The organism is Streptomyces sp. NPDC002785 (assembly GCF_040295565.1).
In the GTDB taxonomy this organism is placed as follows: domain Bacteria; phylum Actinomycetota; class Actinomycetes; order Streptomycetales; family Streptomycetaceae; genus Streptomyces.
This window is the reverse complement of the sequence record NZ_JBEOVN010000004.1, coordinates 58,563-78,555: the sequence shown is the minus strand read 5'-3', so window position 1 is coordinate 78,555 and position 19,993 is coordinate 58,563. Positions and strand designations below refer to the sequence as shown.

20 protein-coding genes and 2 pseudogenes are annotated in these 19,993 nt (G+C 69.7%); 16 read left to right on the top strand and 6 right to left on the bottom strand.

Features of this window, described 5'->3' with window-relative positions; all coding sequences use genetic code 11:
- Position 1: 1 nt before the first annotated feature.
- Entirely contained in the window at positions 2–1,159 is a 1,158-nt protein-coding gene (locus ABTZ94_RS02405; RefSeq protein ID WP_351196659.1) for a D-alanine--D-alanine ligase family protein, read from the top strand.
- Positions 1,160–1,211: 52 nt separating this feature from the next.
- Here the strand turns inward: ABTZ94_RS02405 and ABTZ94_RS02400 are convergent, their stop codons facing one another.
- Positions 1,212–1,697, bottom strand: coding sequence for a DUF3515 domain-containing protein (locus tag ABTZ94_RS02400; RefSeq protein ID WP_351196657.1), 486 nt, complete (start codon positions 1,695–1,697; stop codon positions 1,212–1,214).
- Positions 1,698–1,717: 20 nt separating this feature from the next.
- A complete protein-coding gene (locus ABTZ94_RS02395) occupies positions 1,718–1,951 on the bottom strand; it encodes an Lrp/AsnC family transcriptional regulator (protein ID WP_351196655.1) in 234 nt (77 codons plus the stop codon).
- Positions 1,952–2,274: 323 nt separating this feature from the next.
- On the opposite strand from ABTZ94_RS02395, the gene ABTZ94_RS02390 reads away from it, so the two are divergent.
- Complete coding sequence (locus ABTZ94_RS02390; RefSeq protein ID WP_351196653.1) at positions 2,275–3,246, top strand: thiamine-phosphate kinase; 972 nt, start codon at positions 2,275–2,277, stop codon at positions 3,244–3,246.
- Between the two features lie 10 nt (positions 3,247–3,256).
- Positions 3,257–3,412 (top strand): annotated as a pseudogene (locus ABTZ94_RS02385) (bifunctional hydroxymethylpyrimidine kinase/phosphomethylpyrimidine kinase); the annotation flags it as partial.
- Between the two features lie 220 nt (positions 3,413–3,632).
- Here ABTZ94_RS02385 and rpmB read toward each other — a convergent pair.
- Positions 3,633–3,818, bottom strand: coding sequence for a 50S ribosomal protein L28 (gene rpmB / locus ABTZ94_RS02380; RefSeq protein WP_030928661.1), 186 nt, complete (start codon positions 3,816–3,818; stop codon positions 3,633–3,635).
- A 258-nt stretch (positions 3,819–4,076) separates the two neighbouring features.
- Between rpmB and ABTZ94_RS02375 the strand changes: the two genes are divergently transcribed.
- On the top strand, positions 4,077–5,690 hold the full coding sequence (locus ABTZ94_RS02375; protein WP_351196651.1) for a DAK2 domain-containing protein: 1,614 nt from the start codon (positions 4,077–4,079) through the stop codon (positions 5,688–5,690).
- Between the two features lie 36 nt (positions 5,691–5,726).
- Here ABTZ94_RS02375 and ABTZ94_RS02370 read toward each other — a convergent pair.
- A pseudogene (locus ABTZ94_RS02370) lies at positions 5,727–6,047 on the bottom strand (HSP90 family protein); the annotation flags it as partial.
- A 55-nt stretch (positions 6,048–6,102) separates the two neighbouring features.
- On the opposite strand from ABTZ94_RS02370, the gene recG reads away from it, so the two are divergent.
- The 8 genes from recG to mutM all read left to right on the top strand — a co-directional run bounded on the left by recG (position 6,103) and on the right by mutM (position 13,530).
- Entirely contained in the window at positions 6,103–8,313 is a 2,211-nt protein-coding gene (gene recG / locus ABTZ94_RS02365; protein ID WP_351196649.1) for an ATP-dependent DNA helicase RecG, read from the top strand.
- Positions 8,314–8,428: 115 nt separating this feature from the next.
- Positions 8,429–9,013: a 16S rRNA (guanine(966)-N(2))-methyltransferase RsmD gene (gene rsmD / locus ABTZ94_RS02360; RefSeq protein ID WP_351196647.1), complete on the top strand. Its 585-nt coding sequence runs from the start codon at positions 8,429–8,431 to the stop codon at positions 9,011–9,013.
- 26 nt (positions 9,014–9,039) lie between these two features.
- Positions 9,040–9,519: a pantetheine-phosphate adenylyltransferase gene (gene coaD, locus ABTZ94_RS02355; protein ID WP_327278009.1), complete on the top strand. Its 480-nt coding sequence runs from the start codon at positions 9,040–9,042 to the stop codon at positions 9,517–9,519.
- A 99-nt stretch (positions 9,520–9,618) separates the two neighbouring features.
- Entirely contained in the window at positions 9,619–10,692 is a 1,074-nt protein-coding gene (locus ABTZ94_RS02350; protein WP_351196645.1) for a F0F1 ATP synthase subunit B, read from the top strand.
- A gap of 147 nt (positions 10,693–10,839) precedes the next feature.
- A complete protein-coding gene (locus ABTZ94_RS02345; protein ID WP_351196643.1) occupies positions 10,840–11,511 on the top strand; it encodes a YceD family protein in 672 nt (223 codons plus the stop codon).
- Between the two features lie 2 nt (positions 11,512–11,513).
- The gene (gene rpmF, locus ABTZ94_RS02340) at positions 11,514–11,687 is read left to right on the top strand and encodes a 50S ribosomal protein L32 (protein WP_003965982.1); all 174 of its coding nucleotides are present in this window, start codon (positions 11,514–11,516) and stop codon (positions 11,685–11,687) included.
- A 19-nt stretch (positions 11,688–11,706) separates the two neighbouring features.
- On the top strand, positions 11,707–12,531 hold the full coding sequence (rnc, locus tag ABTZ94_RS02335; RefSeq protein ID WP_351196641.1) for a ribonuclease III: 825 nt from the start codon (positions 11,707–11,709) through the stop codon (positions 12,529–12,531).
- A gap of 93 nt (positions 12,532–12,624) precedes the next feature.
- Complete coding sequence (gene mutM / locus ABTZ94_RS02330; protein ID WP_351196639.1) at positions 12,625–13,530, top strand: bifunctional DNA-formamidopyrimidine glycosylase/DNA-(apurinic or apyrimidinic site) lyase; 906 nt, start codon at positions 12,625–12,627, stop codon at positions 13,528–13,530.
- Here mutM and ABTZ94_RS02325 read toward each other — a convergent pair.
- Both ABTZ94_RS02325 and ABTZ94_RS02320 read right to left on the bottom strand, forming a co-directional pair.
- Complete coding sequence (locus ABTZ94_RS02325) at positions 13,449–13,895, bottom strand: winged helix-turn-helix transcriptional regulator (RefSeq protein ID WP_351196637.1); 447 nt, start codon at positions 13,893–13,895, stop codon at positions 13,449–13,451. The genes mutM and ABTZ94_RS02325 overlap by 82 nt on opposite strands.
- Positions 13,896–13,965: 70 nt before the next feature.
- The gene (locus ABTZ94_RS02320; protein WP_351196716.1) at positions 13,966–14,904 is read right to left on the bottom strand and encodes a CAP domain-containing protein; all 939 of its coding nucleotides are present in this window, start codon (positions 14,902–14,904) and stop codon (positions 13,966–13,968) included.
- 145 nt (positions 14,905–15,049) lie between these two features.
- On the opposite strand from ABTZ94_RS02320, the gene ABTZ94_RS02315 reads away from it, so the two are divergent.
- The 4 genes from ABTZ94_RS02315 to smc all read left to right on the top strand — a co-directional run bounded on the left by ABTZ94_RS02315 (position 15,050) and on the right by smc (position 19,918).
- On the top strand, positions 15,050–15,331 hold the full coding sequence (locus ABTZ94_RS02315; protein ID WP_351196635.1) for an acylphosphatase: 282 nt from the start codon (positions 15,050–15,052) through the stop codon (positions 15,329–15,331).
- 209 nt (positions 15,332–15,540) lie between these two features.
- Positions 15,541–15,681, top strand: a complete 141-nt coding sequence (locus tag ABTZ94_RS02310; protein WP_351196633.1) for a hypothetical protein — start codon at positions 15,541–15,543, stop codon at positions 15,679–15,681.
- 88 nt (positions 15,682–15,769) lie between these two features.
- Positions 15,770–15,982 (top strand): hypothetical protein, encoded by a 213-nt coding sequence (locus ABTZ94_RS02305; protein ID WP_018551753.1) that lies wholly within the window; start codon positions 15,770–15,772, stop codon positions 15,980–15,982.
- 324 nt (positions 15,983–16,306) lie between these two features.
- On the top strand, positions 16,307–19,918 hold the full coding sequence (smc, locus tag ABTZ94_RS02300; protein ID WP_351196631.1) for a chromosome segregation protein SMC: 3,612 nt from the start codon (positions 16,307–16,309) through the stop codon (positions 19,916–19,918).
- The last annotated feature ends 75 nt before the right edge of the window (positions 19,919–19,993 follow it).

The following is a 19,993-nucleotide window of genomic DNA, read 5'->3' as shown; positions in this document are numbered from 1 at the left end:
TATGAGCAGCGAGAACCTCCCCCAGAGCCCGGAGCAGCAACTCTGCAAGCCGCGTGTGGCCGTCGTGTTCGGCGGCCGCAGCTCCGAACACGGCATCTCGATCGTCACGGCCGGCGCCGTCCTGAACGCCATCGACCGGACGAAGTACGACGTCCTTCCGATCGGCATCACGGCGGAGGGCCGCTGGGCGCTCACCGCCGACGAGCCCGAACGCATGGCCATCACGGACCGGAAGATGCCGGAGGTGGCCCAGCTGGCCGAGTCCACCGAGGGCGCCGTGGTGCTCTCCGTCGACCCCGGCAGCCGTGAAGTGGTGTACAGCGAGCCCGGCTCGGTCCCCAAGGCGCTGGGCGAGGTCGACGTCGTCTTTCCCGTGCTGCACGGCCCGTACGGCGAGGACGGCACCCTTCAGGGGCTCCTGGAGCTCTCCGGTGTGCCGTACGTCGGCGCTGGGGTGCTCGCCTCGGCCGTCGGCCAGGACAAGGAGTACATGAAGAGGGTCTTCACCTCGTTCGGGCTGCCGGTCGGCCCGTACGTCGTGGTACGCCCCCGCGAATGGGACACGGACCCCTCCGCTGCCCGCAAGCGCATCGTGGACTTCGCCGGTGACCACGGCTGGCCGCTCTTCGTCAAGCCCGCCCGGGCCGGCTCGTCGATCGGAATCACCAAGGTCGACGACCTGTCCGGCCTCGACGAGGCGATCGAGGAAGCCCGCCGCCACGACCCCAAATTCCTGGTGGAGTCGCTGCTGCGCGGCCGGGAGATCGAGTGCGGGGTGCTGGAGTTCGAGGACGGACCGCGTGCCAGCGTGCCCGCCGAGATCCCCCCTGTGACCTCGCACGACTTCTACGACTTCGAGGCCAAGTACATCGACTCGGCCTCCGGGATCGTGCCCGCGCCGCTCACCGAGGAGCAGACGGCCGAGGTCCAGCGCCTCGCGGTCGACGCCTTCGAAGCCGTGTCCTGCGAGGGCCTGGTGCGCGCCGACTTCTTCCTCACCGAGGACGGCAGCTTCGTGATCAACGAGATCAACACACTGCCGGGTTTCACCCCGATCTCCATGTACCCGCGGATGTGGCAGGAGAGCGGCGTGAGCTACCAGGAGCTGGTGGACCGGCTGATCCAGGCCGCGTTGAACCGGTCGACCGGCCTGCGCTGAGAAGACGAGACCCGCGCCGTAGGGCGTGCGCTCCGCAACGGGAGTGCACGCCCTACGGGCTGCTGGGAACCGTCTTCCGGATGGCCGGGGCGAACGCGGCCAACGGGCTCGCGTCATGGGCGTACGCCGTCGAGAGACTCAACTCGACATACGCCTTACGGTAGGTCGTCGTAAATCGTGGGCCGGCGTCTTCCGGCTGCTCCAGCAGCCAGTTGACGCCGTTCGCCTCGATCCCCTTCGACATGGGGTTGTCCATCTTCGCCGGCCGGGGGACACCGCAGCGCAGTACGATCGCTCCGTCCCCCCACTCGGCGGTCAGTTCGGACTTTGTCCCGGTGTCACCGCGGTCGAGTCCGGCAACGGTCTTCGGCAGCTCCTTGTGCAGTGCACGGCAGTAGGCTGCGGCTTCCGGTGACGGCGTGGGAACCGTGATCGACGCCGCGACGTCCGTTGAGGAGCAGCCCGCCGCGGCCAGCAGCAGTGCGGCAACGGACGGAACGAGGAACACGGGGCGGCAGAACCGGCGCAAAGATGTCACCGGCCCAGCGTAGACGGGGACTACAGATGAACGACCGGGCAGGTCAGGGTTCTGGTGATGCCTGCCACTTGCTGGACCTTGGCGACCACCATGCGGCCGAGTTCATCGACCGTGTCGGCCTGTGCGCGCACGATCACGTCATAGGGGCCGGTGACGTCCTCTGCCTGGATCACTCCCGGAACTCTGGCGATGGTCTCGGCGACGGTCGACGCCTTGCCCACCTCGGTCTGAATAAGGATGTACGCCTGTACCACGGAACCTCCAGGGCGACCACGAGGATCATGTGGGGGAAAGGGACGCCACGGTATCGCGTTGCCGCGGGCCGCGGGGAGACCTACGGGGCGGTTGACGTCCACAGCGTGGCGTACACAAGACACAAGTTGACGTATCTATTGACAGTACCGACAGCAGTGACGGCCCGCGACCGCAAGTGCAGCGGTGCGAAAGGGGGACAGACATGCCGATGAGAACCGGTGCAGACTGCTCCCTGCGGCGGCGGCCGGTCCATGGTCCGGACCCCCGGCCGCTGAAGCAGCCCGGACGATCGTCCGGGGCGATAGATGAGAGGTGAGACTCGGTGAAGGGAACCGTGGGCGAGTTGGGGGAGTTCGGGCTCATCAGGGAGCTCACTTCCCGGCTCACCACCACTCCGGCGGTGCGGCTCGGCCCCGGCGACGACGCCGCGGTCGTGTCCGCTCCCGACCGCAGGGTCGTGGCCAGTACGGACATCCTGTTGGAGGGGCGGCACTTCCGTCGCGACTGGTCGACGGCGTACGACGTCGGCCGCAAGGCCGCCGCCCAGAACCTCGCCGACATCGCCGCCATGGGCGCCGTGCCCACCGCGCTGCTGCTCGGCCTGGTCGTCCCCGCCGAACTCCCGGTCACCTGGGCCGGTGAGCTGATGGACGGCATCCGTGACGAGTGTCAGGTCGCAGGCGCGGCCGTGGTCGGTGGCGATGTGGTGCGCGGCGAGACGATCACCGTGTCGATCACCGCACTCGGCGATCTGCGCAACCATGAACCGGTCACCCGGTCCGGCGCCCAGCCCGGCGACGTCGTCGCCGTCACCGGCTGGCTCGGCTGGTCGGCTGCCGGATACGCCGTGCTCTCCCGCGGTTTCCGCTCGCCCCGCGCCTTCGTCGAGGCCCACCGACGCCCCGAACCGCCGTACCACGCGGGCCCCGCGGCCGCCGGGCTCGGCGCCACCGCGATGACGGACGTGAGCGACGGACTCGTCGCCGACCTCGGGCACATCGCCGAAGCCAGCCAAGTCCGGATCGATCTGCGCTCCGGACTCATCGACATCCCCTCGCAGATGTCCGACATCGGGCAGGCCGTCGGCGTGGACCCGCTGCAGTGGGTGCTGACCGGGGGAGAGGACCACGCGATCGTCGCCACCTTCCCGCCGGACGTGAAGCTGCCCGCCCGCTGGAAGGTGATCGGCGAAGTCCTCAACCCCTCGGCGCTGCCGCAGGTCACGGTCGACGGGGCGCCCTGGACCAGCAAGGGCGGCTGGGACCATTTCGGGGACATCGAGGACGCCCAGTAGTTTTCGGCGTATGTCCCGGTGTGCCGCTGTACCCGCCTGTGTGCGCACCGTCGCCGGATCCGATTCCGGCGGCGGTGCGGACATTCAGGCCGACCTGAAGACGATGCCGGCGCCCGGTGTGCACGGAATGAGCGTGCTGATCACCGTCATCACCGCTCGGAGCTCGCGTGACATGGGCCAGGACGTACTCAGGCGGTACGGGGCGCGAAGGCGTACGTCACCGGGGCGATCGAAGCGGGCTTCCCGCCCGGCGCCGGAATCGGCCCCGTCGATCACGGCCGGCGGACGCGCACCGTGTGAAGGTCCCCGGAAGCGCAGCAAAAAGCCGGTCCACCGAAGTGGACCGGCTTTTTGGGCAACCGGAAGGCTGCGCTACGACGGGAACGTCAGCGCGCGACCTTGCCGGCCTTGATGCACGAGGTGCAGACGTTGAGCCGCTTCGGCGTCCGACCGACCACGGCACGCACGCGCTGGATGTTGGGATTCCAGCGACGGGACGTACGGCGGTGCGAGTGCGAAATGTTGTTGCCGAAGCCCGGCCCCTTGCCGCAGACGTCGCAGTTGGCAGCCACGGGTCACTCCAAAGACTTCAGGTGCACTTACAGTGAATTCCGGCGCGCCGGATTCATTTGACTGAAGTGGCGGCACCAGAGGAATGGCCCGACTCTCATCGGGCAACCGAAGCAGCATACAACGGCTGCGTCGGTAGAACGAAACTACCATGGGTTCCGCCGCCCCCCGTCCCGCCCCTGTCCCCGTCGGACCCGGCGCACGGGGCTACTCTGCGGTGCAGCCGGCCACCCACGGCCGATTTCGAGGAGGACCGACAGGTGCCGCAGACCGCCGACGACATGGACGCCGTCGCGGTGCGTACCTGGTGCTCACTGGCCCTGGAGGCGCTGGGCCGGGAGCGCGAGGCGATCGACGCGATCAACGTGTACCCCGTCGCCGACGGGGACACCGGCACGAACCTCTATCTGACCGTGGAGTCCGCGGCCCAGGCCGTCGAAGCGGTCTTCGCCGCCCATGAGACCGCTACGACCGTGCCCGTCGCCGCCGACGCGGTACGGGCCATGGCGCACGGAGCACTGATCGGTGCCCGCGGAAACTCCGGCACGATCCTCGCCCAGCTGCTGCGCGGAATGGCAGGGGTGCTGTCCGACGGGCACGATGCGGACCAGCTGCGCCGGGCGCTCACCAAGGCGGCCGCAGCCGCCCGGCAGGCCGTCGCCCACCCCGTCGAGGGCACCGTACTGACCGTGGCCACCGCAGCCGCCGAGGCCGCCGGACGCACGGCGGCCGACGACGGAACCGCGGCGGTCGCGCGGGCGGCGTACGAGGGAGCGCGGACGGCCCTGGAAGCGACCCCCGGACAGCTCGCCGTCCTCGGACGGGCGGGCGTTGTGGACGCCGGCGGACGGGGCCTGGTGACGGTGCTCGGGGCGCTCGTCGAAGCGGTCTCCGGGCGGGCTCCCGAGCGCACGTATGTGGCCGTGCCCGCGACCGTGGTCCCTGTGCCGGAGGACTGCGCGGAGGGCGGACCGGCCTTCGAGGTCATCTACCTGCTGGAGGCCACGGACGACGCCGTGGACCGGCTGCGGACCCGGCTCGACGGGCTCGGCGACTCGCTCGTGGTGGTGGGCGGCGACGGGCTGTGGAACGTCCATGTGCATGTCGACGACGCCGGTGCGGCGGTGGAGGCCGGTGTCGAGGCGGGGCGGCCGTACCGCATCCGGATCACCCACTTCGGCGCGGACCGGGTGCACCCCCACACCGAACCCGTGCAGCGTGCGGTCGTCGTGGTGGTCCCCGGCGACGGGCTCCGCGGACTGTGCAAGGAGGCCGGGGCGACGACGGTCCTGGCGCGGCCCGGGGAGCCGCCCGCCAGCGGCGAACTGGTCGACGCGATCCGCCGGGCGCACGCCCGCGAGGTGGTTCTGCTGCCCAACGACGCGGAGCTGCGCCACACCGCCGCTGCCGCCGCCGAACAGGCCCGCGCGGAGGGCGTTCGGGTCGCCCTGATCCCGACCCGGGCCGCCGTCCAGGGCATTGCGGCCCTCGCCGTCCACGAACCCGACCGCAGCTTCGACGAGGACGTGGTGGCGATGACCGCCGCGGCCGGTGCCACCCGCTACGCCGAACTGGCCGTCGCCGAGCGGCAGTCCTGGACCATGGCGGGCATCTGCCAGGCCGGCGACATCCTGGGCCTGATCGACGGCGACGTCGCGGTCATCGGCGAGGACGTACCGGAAACGGCCCGGAACGTGCTGGACCGCATGCTGGCGGCGGGCGGCGAACTGGTCACCCTGGTCCTCGGTGAGGACGTCCCCGACAGCCTGGCCGACGCGCTGGAGGAGCACGTACGTGAGGGCTATCTGGCAGTCGACACAGTGGTGTACCGGGGCGGCCACCAGTGCGCTCCGCTGCTCATCGGGGTGGAGTAGGGCGGCGCGCGGCCGTCCGGGCGCCCCGCACCGGGCCGCCGACAGTGCCTCGCGAGAAGCGGTGGGCCGCAGACTGTCCGTGTCGATGACACAGCGCACGAAGAACACCCGGTCGGGCAGCAGTTCGTCGGCCCGGTCCGTCAGCAGCATCCCCTTCGGACGCACCCGGTGACCCGCGCGCTGCGTCGGACTCACGGCGGACGGCAGTACGTGGGCGACACCACGGATTCCGGCGAGCGGCAGATCCGGATCGGTTGCGTCGAGTGGTGAGAAACCGAAGAGCGCGTGGCAGTGGCGGGCGAGCGCCACCCGCCGCGCCGCTGGGCTCGAATGCGGACGGTCCGATTCCGACCAGGGGATTCCGGCGTTCCGCGTGGTGCCCGCCGGACATCTGTCAGTGGTGTGGTGTGCAATGGATCGCGTGTCTGCGTTCGATGAACCCCTCAAGAAGCTGCTCGGCGGAGCCACCGCGAAGGTGATGGCCGACCACCTCGACCTGCACACGGTCGGCGATCTGCTGCACCACTACCCGCGGCGCTACGAGGAGCGCGGCCGGCTCACCGCGCTGACCGACCTCCCGCTGGACGAGCATGTGACGGTGGTCGCCCAGGTCGCCGACGCCCGCATCATGATGTTCAACAACGGCCGCGGCAAGCGCCTCGAAGTGACCCTCACCGACGGCAACGGCCGCCTCCAGCTGGTCTTCTTCGGCCATGGCGTCCACAAGCCGCACAAGGAGCTGCTGCCCGGCCGGCGGGCGATGTTCGCGGGCAAGGTCTCCGTCTTCAACCGGAAGATGCAGCTGGCCCATCCCACGTACCAGCTGCTGGACGCCCAGGACACCGACGAGGCCACGGAAGCGGTGGACGCCTTCGCCGGGCGGCTGCTGCCGATCTACCCGGCCTGCAAGCAGCTGGACTCGTGGCGGATCGCCAAGGCCGTCGACACCGTACTGCCCAGCGCGCAGGAGGCCGTCGACCCGCTGCCGCTCAGGCTGCGCGAGGGCCGTGGGTTCACCCCGCTCCCGGAGGCGCTGCTGAAGGTCCACCGTCCGCAGACCAAGGCGGACATCGCAGACGCCAGGGACCGGTTGAAGTGGGACGAGGCCTTCGTCCTCCAGGTCGCGCTGGCCCGCCGCAGATACTCCGACACCCAGCTCCCGGCGGTGGCCCGCAGACCCGGGCCCGGCGGGCTGCTCGACGCCTTCGACGCCAAGCTGCCCTTCACTCTCACCGAAGGACAGCAGAAGGTCTCCAAGGAGATCTTCGACGACCTGGCGACCGAGCATCCGATGCACCGGCTCCTCCAGGGCGAGGTCGGTTCCGGGAAGACGATGGTCGCGCTGCGCGCGATGCTCGGCGTCGTCGACGCGGGCGGGCAGGCCGCCATGCTCGCGCCCACCGAGGTGCTCGCCCAGCAGCACCACCGCTCGATCACGGAAATGATGGGGGAGCTGGCCGAGGGCGGCATGCTGGGCGGCTCCGAGCAGGGCACGAAGGTGGTGCTGCTCACCGGTTCGATGGGCGTCGCGGCCCGCCGCCAGGCGCTGCTCGACCTCGTCACGGGCGAGGCCGGGATTGTGATCGGCACCCATGCGCTGATCGAGGACAAGGTGCAGTTCCACGACCTGGGCCTGGTCGTCGTCGACGAACAGCACCGCTTCGGGGTGGAACAGCGCGACGCTCTGCGTTCCAAGGGGAAGCAGCCGCCGCATCTGCTGGTCATGACCGCGACCCCCATTCCCCGTACGGTCGCCATGACGGTCTTCGGCGACCTGGAGACATCCGTACTGGACCAGCTGCCGGCCGGCCGCTCACCGATCGCCAGCCATGTAGTACCCGCAAAGGACAAGCCGCACTTCCTCAGCCGCGCCTGGGAACGGGTCCGGGAGGAAGTGGAGAACGGGCACCAGGCCTATGTGGTCTGCCCCCGCATCGGCGACGACGCCGAGGACGAGGCGGGGAGCGGGAAGGGGAAGAAGAAGGCGGCCGAGGACGACGGCGAGAAGCGCCCGCCGCTCGCCGTCCTGGACATCGCCGAACAGCTCGCCAAGGGCCCGCTCGCCGGTCTGCGCATCGAAGTGCTGCACGGCAGGATGAACCCCGACGACAAGGACGACGTGATGCGCCGCTTCGCCGCGGGACAGGTCGACGTCCTCGTCGCCACCACCGTCATCGAGGTCGGGGTCAACGTCCCCAATGCCACCGCCATGGTGATCATGGACGCCGACCGGTTCGGGGTCTCCCAGCTCCACCAGCTGCGCGGCCGGGTTGGCCGCGGCTCCGCCGCCGGCCTCTGTCTGCTGGTCAGCGAGGCCCACGAGGCGAGCCCCGCGCGCGCCCGGCTCTCCGCCGTCGCCGCCACCCTCGACGGCTTCGAGCTGTCCCGGATCGACCTCGAGCAGCGCCGCGAGGGCGATGTCCTCGGCCAGGCCCAGTCCGGGGTCCGCTCCTCGCTGCGGATGCTCACCGTCATCGACGACGAGGAGGTCATCGCAGCCGCCCGCGAGGAGGCCGTCGCGATCGTCGCCGCCGACCCGGAGCTGGAACACCTGCCCGAGCTGCGGATCGCGCTGGACGCGCTGCTCGACAAGGAGCGCGAACAGTACCTGGACAAGGGATGACGAGGGGGGACAAGGGACGATGGGTACACGGGCCCGATTCGCCACGACGCCATATCGTGGTGGCACGGCGCCGCAGCACCCTGTGGGCCGCCCACGAACCGAGGACCAGACACCCATGACTCGCGTGATCGCCGGCTCGGCCGGCGGACGCCGCCTGGCCGTCCCGCCCGGCACAGGCACCCGCCCCACGTCCGACCGTGCACGCGAGGGCCTCTTCTCCACCTGGGAAGCCCTCCTGGGCAGCCTCCACGGCACCCGTATCGCGGATCTGTACGCGGGCTCCGGCGCCGTCGGCCTGGAGGCGCTGTCCCGCGGCGCGGTCCACGCCCTGCTCGTCGAGGCCGACCCCAAGGCCGTCCGCACCGTCCGGGACAACGTCCGCACACTCAGCCTGCCCGGCGCCGAAGTCCGTACCGGTAAAGCCGAACAGATCGTGACGGGACCGGCGCCCGCGGAGCCGTACGACGTGGTGTTCCTGGACCCGCCGTACGCCGTGACCGACGACGATCTTGGGGAGATACTGCTCACACTCCGTGCCCAGGGGTGGCTCACAGCCGACGCGCTCGTCACCGTGGAACGCAGCACCAGAGGCGGAGAATTCAACTGGCCCAAGGGATTCGAGCCACTGCGGGCCCGTCGCTACGGCGAGGGAACGCTTTGGTACGGTCGCGCCGCCTCTACGTGCGAAGACGCACGATGACCGGACCGGAGAGCGAGGGAATCAAGTTGCGCCGCGCCGTCTGTCCGGGGTCGTTCGACCCCATCACCAATGGACACCTCGACATCATTGGCCGCGCCTCGAAGCTGTACGACGTCGTACATGTCGCGGTGATGATCAACCAGTCCAAGAAGGGCCTGTTCACGGTCGACGAGCGGATCGACCTGATCCGTCAGGTCACCGCGGACTTCGGCAACGTCGAGGTCGAGTCCTTTCACGGCCTCCTGGTCGACTTCTGCAAGCAGCGCGACATCCCGGCGATCGTGAAGGGCCTGCGGGCCGTCAGCGACTTCGACTACGAACTGCAGATGGCCCAGATGAACAACGGCCTCTCCGGCGTCGAAACGCTCTTCGTGCCGACCAATCCCACCTATAGCTTCCTGTCGTCCTCCCTGGTCAAGGAGGTCGCGACCTGGGGCGGCGACGTCTCCCATCTGCTGCCCCCGGTGGTACACGAAGCCCTCACCGAGCGCCTCGCTCAGCACTGAACAGCCGACGGGCCGTCACCAGGTGTCGGGCGGGCGCCGACTGGCCGTACAGTCGTCCCGTCCGTCTCCAAATCGGCTGTAGAGAGTGGCGAGCACACGGTGGACGTGCAGAAGAAGCTCGACGAGATCGTCGACACGGTCGGGAGCGCCCGGTCCATGCCCATGTCGGCTTCGTGCGTGGTCAACCGCGCCGAACTGCTTGCGCTGCTCGAAGAGGTGCGCGAGGCCCTGCCCGGCTCGCTCGCCCATGCCCAGGAGCTCATCGGCGGCCGGGAGCAGATGGCCGAGCAGGCCCGTCAGGAGGCTGAGCGGATCATCGAGACCGCACAGGCCGAACGCACCTCGCTGATCTCCGAGACCGAGGTCGCCAGGCAGTCCCGCAGCGAGGCCGACCGCATCCTCGGCGAGGCCCGCCGGGAGGCCGAGGAGGTCCGTGCCGAGGCCGACGAGTACGTGGACAGCAAGCTCGCCAACTTCGAGGTCGTCCTCACCAAGACCATCGGCTCCGTCGACCGGGGCCGCGAGAAGCTCCTCGGCCGCGGTCAGGCCTTCGACGAGCAGGGATACGAGGACCCGGACTTCGCCGAGGCCCCCGAGCGCAGCACCGACCCGGCCACGCTCCAGCGCCGTGCGGACGAGTACGTCGACACGAAGCTCGGCGCTTTCGAGGCCGTGCTCGCCAAGACCTTGGAGGCGGTCGGCCGCGGCCGGCAGAAGCTGCACGGCCGGGTGGCCACCGATGAACTCGGCGCGCACGTGGCCGCCCAGGACGCGGTCGGCAACCAGGGGCACATGAGCGACGAGGACCACTGGGCCGGCCTCGCCGAGATCGCCACCCCGGAGCCGCAGCCGGTGCACCAGCAGGTTCAGCCGCACTTCCCCGCCCAGGCCCAGCCGAGCTACGCGGAGACGTACGCGTACCAGGAGCAGCCGCAGCAGGACGTCTACGGGTACCAGCAGCAGCCGGACCCGTACGCCGCCTATCAGCAGCAGGGCTACGACCAGAGCCAGGCCCAGGTCCCGGTCCAGGGGTACGACGGCTGGCAGCAGCAGCCCATGCAGCCCCAGCAGGCGCTCCAGCCGCAGGGCGAGAGCGCCCTCGACGAGACCAGTCTGTTCGACACCAGCATGATCGACCTGGACCAGCTCCGCCGGTACGAACAGGAGCGCTGACCGGGCGGTCCAGGGGCCGGGTGGACCGGATTGGGAGCTGGGCGGCGCGTCCAGTATCCTGGCTCTTCGGTCGCGCGTATGTCTGCGATCCCGGCTGCCCGTTTCGAATCCGAATCCGGTCGGCCCTCCCCACGATGCACGATGCACATGATTTCGAAAGCAGGAAAAGCCCTGAACGGCCACCTCGACCACCGAAACCCCCTCGTGTTCGACACGCACGAGCTGGGTCGGCGTCCCGGTGCCCTCCAGCGGCTGACCCGCACGGTGGACGCACCCGGTTCACCTGCCCTCGGCATCGACGGGGTCATCGGTGTGCCGGAAGGCACACCCGTGGAGCTGGACCTCCGTCTCGAATCGGTCATGGAGGGGGTGCTTGTCACAGGCACCGCCCGTGCGTCGGCCGAGGGGGAGTGCGTAAGGTGTCTGGAGCCGCTGCACCAAGAGGTTGCGGCGGACTTTCAGGAGATGTTCTCGCACCCTGACGCCGATGACCGGGGCCGCAGCAGCAAGGCGGAACCGGCCGACGACGCCGAGGACGACGAGGACAGGCTCTTCATCGAGGACGGCCTGTTCGACCTCGAACCAGTGCTGCGCGATGCGGTGGTGCTCGCACTGCCGATGCAGCCGGTGTGCCGGGAGTCCTGTGCCGGTCTGTGTTCCGAATGCGGAATCAGGCTGGACGAGAACCCCGGTCACCACCACGATGCCGTGGACATCCGTTGGGCGGCATTGCAAGGACTCGCCGACACCGTTCAGGACGGCGAGAAGGACAACATGGGCGGCGCCGAAGCGGGCGTCGACGAGAAGCAGGAGAAGTAGCCGTGGCTGTTCCGAAGCGGAAGATGTCGCGCAGCAACACGCGCCACCGCCGGTCGCAGTGGAAGGCTGCGGTCCCCACCCTGGTTTCGTGTGAGCGTTGCCAGGAGCCGAAGCTGCAGCACATCGCGTGCCCCAGCTGCGGCACGTACAACAAGCGCCAGGTCCTCGAGGTCTGAGCGGCTGGTGAGAGGCCCGATGTCTGAGTTGTCCAACGCCAAGAAGCAGGCAGACAACGTCAACACAGCCTCGTCCCACACGCTTCTGGAAGGGCGGCTCGGGTATCACCTCGAGTCCGCCCTTCTGGTGCGTGCGCTGACCCATCGTTCGTACGCATACGAGAACGGCGGTCTGCCCACCAACGAGCGGCTCGAATTCCTCGGGGATTCGGTGCTCGGCCTGGTGGTCACGGACACGCTGTACCGCACCCACCCCGACCTGCCCGAAGGCCAGCTGGCCAAATTGCGGGCCGCGGTGGTCAACTCGCGTGCACTTGCGGAAGTGGGCCGTGGCCTCGAACTCGGCTCCTTCATCCGGCTCGGCCGCGGTGAAGAGGGCACGGGCGGCAGGGACAAGGCGTCCATCCTCGCCGACACCCTTGAAGCGGTGATCGGCGCGGTCTACCTCGACCAGGGTCTCAGCGCGGCCTCGGAGCTGGTCCACCGGCTCTTCGACCCGCTGATCGACAGGTCCTCGAACCTCGGCGCCGGCCTGGACTGGAAGACCAGCCTCCAGGAACTCACTGCGAGCGAGGGCCTCGGTGTCCCCGAGTACCTCGTCACAGAGAGCGGCCCGGACCACGAGAAGACCTTTACTGCTGCTGCTCGCGTCGGTGGTGTCTCGTACGGCACCGGCACCGGCCGTAGCAAGAAGGAAGCGGAGCAGCAGGCGGCGGAGTCCGCCTGGCGCGAGATCAGCGCCGCCGCGGAAGCGCGGGAGGCTGCGGCGAAGGCCGCTGCCGCCGGAGGGGCCGCCGACACCCCTGCCGACCCGTCGCCGTCCACGGACGTCGCTCCGGCCTGACCCGAGAACCCCTCGGTGCCCTGTGCACCGAGGGGTTTTTCCTGCCCGGATATTCTTTTCATCTCTCCAGTCCACTTCTTCAGGAGCGACACCGTGCCCGAGCTGCCCGAGGTCGAAGTCGTACGACGCGGTCTTGAGCGCTGGGTCACCGGCCGCACGGTCGGTGACGTCGAGGTGCTGCACCCGCGTGCGGTCCGCCGCCATCTTGCGGGCGGTGTGGACTTCGCGGCCCGACTCGGCGGTGCCCGCCTCGGAACGGCCATGCGCCGCGGCAAGTACCTCTGGGTGCCGCTGAACGATGCGTCCAGCTCGCTGCTGGGCCACCTCGGCATGAGCGGCCAGCTGCTCGTACAGCCGCAGGACACCCCCGACGAGAAGCATCTGCGCGTCCGCATCCGCTTCGACGACTCGCTCGGCACCGAGCTGCGCTTCGTCGACCAGCGGACCTTCGGCGGGCTCTCTCTCCACGAATGCGCCGCCGACAGCACGGACGGGCTGCCCGACACCATCGCGCACATCGCCCGCGATCCCTTGGACCCGGCCTTCGACGACGTGGCCTTCCACACGGCCCTGCGACTGCGCCGTACGACGGTCAAGCGCGCCCTGCTCGACCAGTCGCTGATCAGCGGAGTCGGCAACATCTACGCGGACGAGGCGCTCTGGCGCACCAAGCTGCACTACGACCGGCCGACCGCGACCCTCACCCGCCCCAAGTCGGCCGAGCTGCTGGGCCATGTCCGCGACGTGATGAACGCGGCGCTCGACCAGGGCGGCACCAGCTTCGACAGCCTCTACGTCAATGTGAACGGCGAGTCCGGCTACTTCGACCGCTCGCTCGACGCGTACGGACGAGAGGGCGAGCCCTGCCACCGCTGCGGTACGCCGATGCGCCGTCGCCCGTGGATGAACCGCTCCAGCTATTTCTGCCCGCGCTGCCAGCGATCGCCGCGCGCGGCTTCCCCGTCCCGGACTTCCGGGCCCGGGTGGGCCTCGTCGTAACGGTCACGGGCCTGGAGCACCTCGGGCATCCGGCCCTCGACGAGCTCGATCAGTCCGAGCAGCCGCTCGGCGACCTGTCGGCCCAGGGGCGTCAGCTCGTAGTCGACGCGTGGCGGATTGGTCGGCTGGGCCTCGCGGTGGACCAGACCGTCCCGCTCCAGGGCGTGGAGCGTCTGCGAGAGCATCTTCTCGCTCACCCCGTCGACCCGGCGACGGAGCTCGTTGAAGCGGAAGCTGCCCTCGTACAGCGCTCCCAGCGTCAGGCTGCCCCAGCGCCCGGTGACATGCTCCAGGGTGCCGCGTGAGGGGCACTGCCTGGAGAACACGTCGAAAGCGAGCGCGTCCAGACGGGTGGTCTCGTCCATGACGACCAGCGTACGCCCGCACAGCGCTCACCGCTGGGGTGCGCTTTCTCCGAGTGGGCGTGCGTAGTGCTCAGAAGCCGAAGTCCTGGGTCCACCAGGGGCCGCCCGCACCGAAGTGCACGCCGACGCCGAGCGTCTTGTAGTCGCAGTTGAGAATGTTTGCCCGGTGGCCGTCGCTGCTCATCCAGGAGTCCATCACAGCCTGTGCGTCGGCCTGGCCGCGGGCGATGTTTTCGCCGCCGAGCCCCTGCACGCCGGCCTTCGAGGCACGGTCCCAGGGGGAATGGCCATCGGGGTCGGTGTGGTCGAAGAAGCCGCGGGCAGCCATGTCGTCGCTGAAGTCCTGGGCCAGCGAGGCCAGCGAGGCCCTGGCCGTCACCGGGCTGCAGCCGACCTTCGCGCGCTCCTGGTTGACCAGGGCGAGCACAGCGGCCTGCGCGGAGCCGACGGCGGCCGGCGTCGGCTCGGCGGACTTGCGGGCGGCCGGAGTGGAGGCCGCGGCCGTCGGTGCGGCCGACGACTTCTCGACCGCGGCCGGGCCGGTGCTCCTCCCGGCTTCCGCCGCAGCGGACTCGGACGCCGTCGCGGACTCGGACGGCTTCGCTTGTCCGGCCGGTTCGGACTTCTTCGACGGGGATCCGGACGACGGGGAGGCGGACGACGGGGATCCGGTGGGGGACTCCGCCTTCGTCGGGCCGTCGGCACGCCCGACGCCGCGGCCGGCAGGGGCGGTGGTGGAGCCGCCCCGGGTCAGCAGATCCGGGGCCCCTTTGGTACGCACCTGGTCGGCAGCCGTGCCACCGCCGACCGTGTGGGTGTCGCCGCCGGGCAGCAGACCCGAGGCGACCGCCACGGCTCCCACGGCAAGGGCCGCGGACGCGCCGATCAGTCCCGTACGAACAGGTGTCCCGGACCGCCTCCCGCGGCGCGCGCTCCGGTGCCGACCCGTGTCCCCCGCCGCCGGGTACTCAGCGGCAGGAGCTGCGGCGGAGCGTCGATGGCGTCCCATCCACTGAGCCCTTCCGATGGTCTGGACGTCGCTCTCGACGTCAACCTGCTTCACCCGATGGGGTGAAGCATTTGCGACGGGACTGTAGCCCATGCCCTATCGGCAGGAAGTGTTCCGAGAGCAATTGGCCGGTTAGCGTTCGGGCATGAACGAAGATGTACGACTCACCGCCTGGGTGCGCGGCCGAGTACAGCAAGTAGGGTTTCGCTGGTTCACCAGGGCAAACGCTCTGGAGATCGGTGGCCTCACCGGATTCGCCCTCAATCTCGACGACGGCAGGGTGCAGGTCGTCGCCGAGGGCCAACGTGAGAATTGCCACCGCCTGCTGGAATGGCTGCGCTCGGCCGACACACCCGGGCGCGTTGACGGAGTTACTGAGATCTGGGACACCCCGCGCGGCGGATACGAAGGCTTCGCGATCCGTTGATCCGGGCTCGGTCCGGCTCCATCGAGGGGGCTGTGTTCGGACCGTGTTCGACGGGCGGCGCGGGGTGACGGGGTGGGCGCTCATCTGCGTACACATGAAATGACCTGCGGAATGACCAGGTGGTTGCCAAGATTCGGTTGGCGTGCCAGGCTGCGGCAGTAAGGATGATCTCCACGCCCCCCGAGGGTCCCGCAGGAGAGTCGCGCCGCATGATCGTCGAGCCGCGCGCCCCCGGGCCCCCGCCTCTACAGGGCGTGATCGTGTTGACCGTCAAACTTTTTGGTGAGACGCTGAAATCCCCGCGCACCTTAGCTGTTTGGCAGAGCTGTTTGGCAGCAGAACAGCAGTGAATACAGAGCACTGCCGAGCACCGCGGGTGCGATTCCCTCACGACCCACACCGCATCGGTCGGTCACTCAGTGTGGAGGACCATCCATCATGGCAAAGGCGCTTCTCGGTTACGTCGGCGGTTCCGACCCGCGACTCCTCGCCGAGATGCGACGGCTCCAGCAGCGCGTCCAGGACCTCGAATCCGAGCTTGTACGGATTCAGGACGAGAACGACGCACTCAATGCCGCCGCCCAGCACCAAGAGTCGCTGCTCGACAGCATCGACATCGACGTTCCTCAGGCGGAACCCGCGCTGACCTGACCGATGGCCCCCAGGGCCGGTCGGGCTGTCCGCGTCAGCCGTCCGAGATCATCTCCCGGATCGTCGCCGGATCATTGCAGATCACTGCTCTTGATCTGTCACCACCGTGACATGTCCTTGATCCGTCATGCGCTGCACCAGCAACACCACACACGCAACACCGCACAAGGCACACGATTTACAAGGGGCGCTTCGGCGTCCCTTCTTTCTTTTCCGCTCGGACCTGTGTGTGACCCGCCGCGGGCTTATGCCCCTTGCCTTACCGTCTGATGTGCCCTGCACCTTCATCAGCGAAACCGAGAGCGAAAGGTAGAGTCCGGCGGCGTGCACCTCAAGGCCCTGACCCTGCGTGGTTTCAAATCGTTCGCCTCCGCCACGACGCTGCGGTTCGAACCCGGCATCACGTGCGTCGTCGGTCCCAATGGGTCGGGCAAGTCCAATGTGGTGGATGCGCTCTCCTGGGTCATGGGGGAGCAGGGTGCCAAATCCCTGCGCGGCGGCAAGATGGAAGACGTGATCTTCGCCGGTACCACCGGGCGGCCGCCGCTCGGGCGGGCGGAAGTATCGCTGACCATCGACAATTCCGACGGCGCACTGCCCATCGAGTACGCCGAAGTGACGATCACTCGGATCATGTTCCGCAATGGCGGCAGCGAATACCAGATCAATGGCGACACCTGCCGGCTCCTGGACATCCAGGAACTCCTCTCGGACTCCGGTATCGGCCGCGAGATGCATGTCATCGTCGGCCAGGGCCGGCTGGACTCCGTACTCCATGCCGATCCGATGGGGCGGCGCGCATTCATCGAGGAAGCTGCGGGTGTGCTCAAGCACCGCAAGCGTAAAGAGAAGGCGCTGCGGAAACTCGACGCGATGGGGGCCAATCTGGCCCGTGTCCAGGACCTGACCGACGAGCTGCGACGGCAACTGAAGCCTCTGGGCCGGCAGGCGGCCGTGGCGCGCCGGGCCGCCGTCATCCAGGCCGACCTGCGCGACGCCAGACTGCGGTTGCTCGCCGACGACCTGGTGCGGCTGCACACCGCGCTGCGCAGCGAGATCGCCGACGAAGCGGCGCTCAAGCAGCGCAGGGAGGCCACGGAGGCGGAGCGCAGGGCGGCCCTGGCGCGAGAGGCGGAGCTGGAGGACGAGGTACGGCGGCTGGCGCCGCGGCTCCAGCGGGCCCAGCAGACCTGGTACGAGCTGTCGCAGCTGGCCGAACGGGTGCGCGGCACGATCTCGCTGGCCGATGCCCGGGTGAAGAGCGCCGGTGCCGCGCCCGAGGAGGAGCGGCGCGGCACGGGATTCAGGGACCCCGAAAGCATGGAGCGGGAGGCCGCCCGCATCCGAGAGCAGGAGGCGGAGCTGGAGGCCGCACTGGAGGCGGCTGAACACGCGTTGGAGGACACCTCCGCCCATCGCGCCGATCTGGAACGGGAGTTGGCGGCCGAGGAGCGCAGGCTCAAGGACGCCGCCCGGGCCATCGCGGACCGCCGCGAGGGACTCGCCCGGCTGAACGGACAGGTCAACGCGGCCCGCAGCCGGGCCGGTTCGGCCCAGGCCGAGATCGACCGGCTGGCCGTTTCCCGCGACGAGGCGCAGGAGCGGGCGGTCGCCGCCCAGGAGGAGTACGAACAGCTCAAGGCCGAGGTCGAGGGCCTGGACGCGGGCGACGTGGAGTTGGGTGAGCGGCACGACGCCGCCAAGCGGGAACTCGCGGAGGCGGAGGCGGCACTCTCCGCGGCCCGGGAGGCCGCCACCGCTGCCGAACGGAAGCGGGCGGCGGTCGCGGCCCGCCACGAGGCACTTGCCCTCGGCCTGCGCCGCAAGGACGGCACCGGCGCGCTGCTCGGCGCGCGAGACCGCCTGTCGGGCCTGCTCGGCCCGGCCGCGGAACTCCTGACGGTGGCGCCGGGACACGAGGTGGCGGTGGCGGCGGCACTGGGCGCGGCGGCGGACGCGGTCGCGGTGACGGACCAGGCCACGGCAGCGGAAGCGATCCGGCTGCTGCGCAAGCAGGACGCGGGGCGGGCGGCGCTGCTGCTGGGCGGGGTGTGGGGTGGGGTGCCTGATCACGGTGGTGCTGGTGGTGACTCTGATACCGGTGGGGTCGATGTGGCCGGAGCGCCCGCCGGAGGTCCGCCCGCAGTGGCCGACCTCGTCCGGGGGCCCGTCGAACTGGTGGGCTCCGTACGGAGGCTGGTGCGGGACATGGTGGTCGTCGGCACCCTGGAGGATGCCGAGGATCTCGTCGCGGTACACCCGGAGCTGACGGCCGTGACCGCCGAGGGGGACGTCCTGTCGGCCCACTTCGCGCACGGCGGTTCCGCCGGGGCACCGACCCTCCTCGAAGTGCAGGCATCGGTCGACGAGGCCGCCGCCCAGTTGGAGGAACTGGCCGTGCAGTGCGCGGAGTTGACCGAGGCGCAGCGGCTCGCGGGGGAGCGGCGCAGCGCGAGCGCCGGGCTGGTCGAGGAGTTGGGGGAGCGGCGCCGGGCCGCCGAGCGGGAGAAGTCCGGGGTGGCCCAGCAGCTCGGGCGGCTCGCCGGGCAGGCCCGTGGCGCCGCGGGCGAGGCCGAGCGGATGACCGCGTCCGCCGCCCGTGCCCAGGAGGCGCTGGAGCGGGCGACGGGGGAGGCCGAGGAACTGGCCGAGCGGCTGCTGGTCGCCGAGGAGATGCCGGTCGAGGAGGAGCCGGACACCTCCGTACGCGACCGGCTCGCCGCCGACGGTGCCAAGGCCCGCCAGGCCGAGATGGAGGCCCGCCTCCAGGTGCGTACCCATGAGGAGCGGGTCAAGGGACTCGCGGGCCGCGCGGACTCCCTCGACCGTGGCGCCCGCGCCGAACGCGAGGCACGTGCCCGCGCCGAGCAGCGCCGCGCCAGACTGCGGCACGAGGAGGCGGTGGCCTCCGCCGTCGCGTCCGGCGCCCGTCAGCTGCTGGCCCATGTCGAGGTGTCCGTCGTACGGGCCGAGCAGGAGCGGGTCGCGGCCGAGGCGGCCAAGGCGGAGCGGGAGCGGGAGCTGGCGGCCGAGCGCACCCGGGGCCGCGAGCTCAAGAACGAGCTGGACAAGCTCACCGACTCCGTCCACCGCGGCGAGGTGCTCGGTGCCGAGAAGCGGCTACGGATGGAGCAGCTGGAGGCGAAGGCGCTGGAGGAGCTGGGCGTCGAGCCGGCCGGGCTGGCCGCCGAGTACGGCCCCGACCAGCTCGTACCGCCGTCACCGGCCGCCGAGGGCGAGGAGCTGCCTCAGGACCCGGAGCACCCGCGCAACCTGCCGAAGCCGTTCGTCAGGGCCGAGCAGGAGAAGCGGCTGAAGTCGGCCGAACGGGCGTATCAGCAACTCGGAAAGGTGAATCCGCTTGCCCTGGAGGAGTTCTCCGCGCTGGAGGAGCGGCACAAGTTCCTCTCCGAGCAGCTCGAAGACCTGAAGAAGACCCGGGCCGATCTGATACAGGTGATCAAGGAAGTCGACGAGCGGGTCGAGCAGGTGTTCACCGAGGCGTACCGGGACACGGCCCGTGAGTTCGAGGGTGTCTTCTCACGGCTCTTCCCGGGCGGCGAGGGGCGGCTCATCCTGACCGACCCGGACAACATGCTCGCGACCGGTGTGGACGTCGAGGCCCGGCCGCCCGGCAAGAAGGTCAAGCGGCTCTCGCTGCTGTCCGGCGGGGAACGCTCACTCACGGCGGTGGCGTTGCTGGTCTCGATCTTCAAGGCCAGGCCGAGTCCGTTCTATGTGATGGACGAGGTCGAGGCGGCGCTCGACGACACCAATCTGCAGCGGCTGATCCGGATCATGGAGGAGCTCCAGGAGAGCTCTCAGCTGATCGTGATCACGCACCAGAAGCGGACGATGGAGGTCGCCGACGCGCTGTACGGCGTCTCGATGCAGGGCGACGGCGTTTCCAAGGTCATCAGCCAGCGGCTGCGCTGAGTCCCTTTACTCAATCTTCAACACTTCAATGCCCCTTTTGGGCGCTGCTGGGTAGATATGTGTCAGATATGCCAT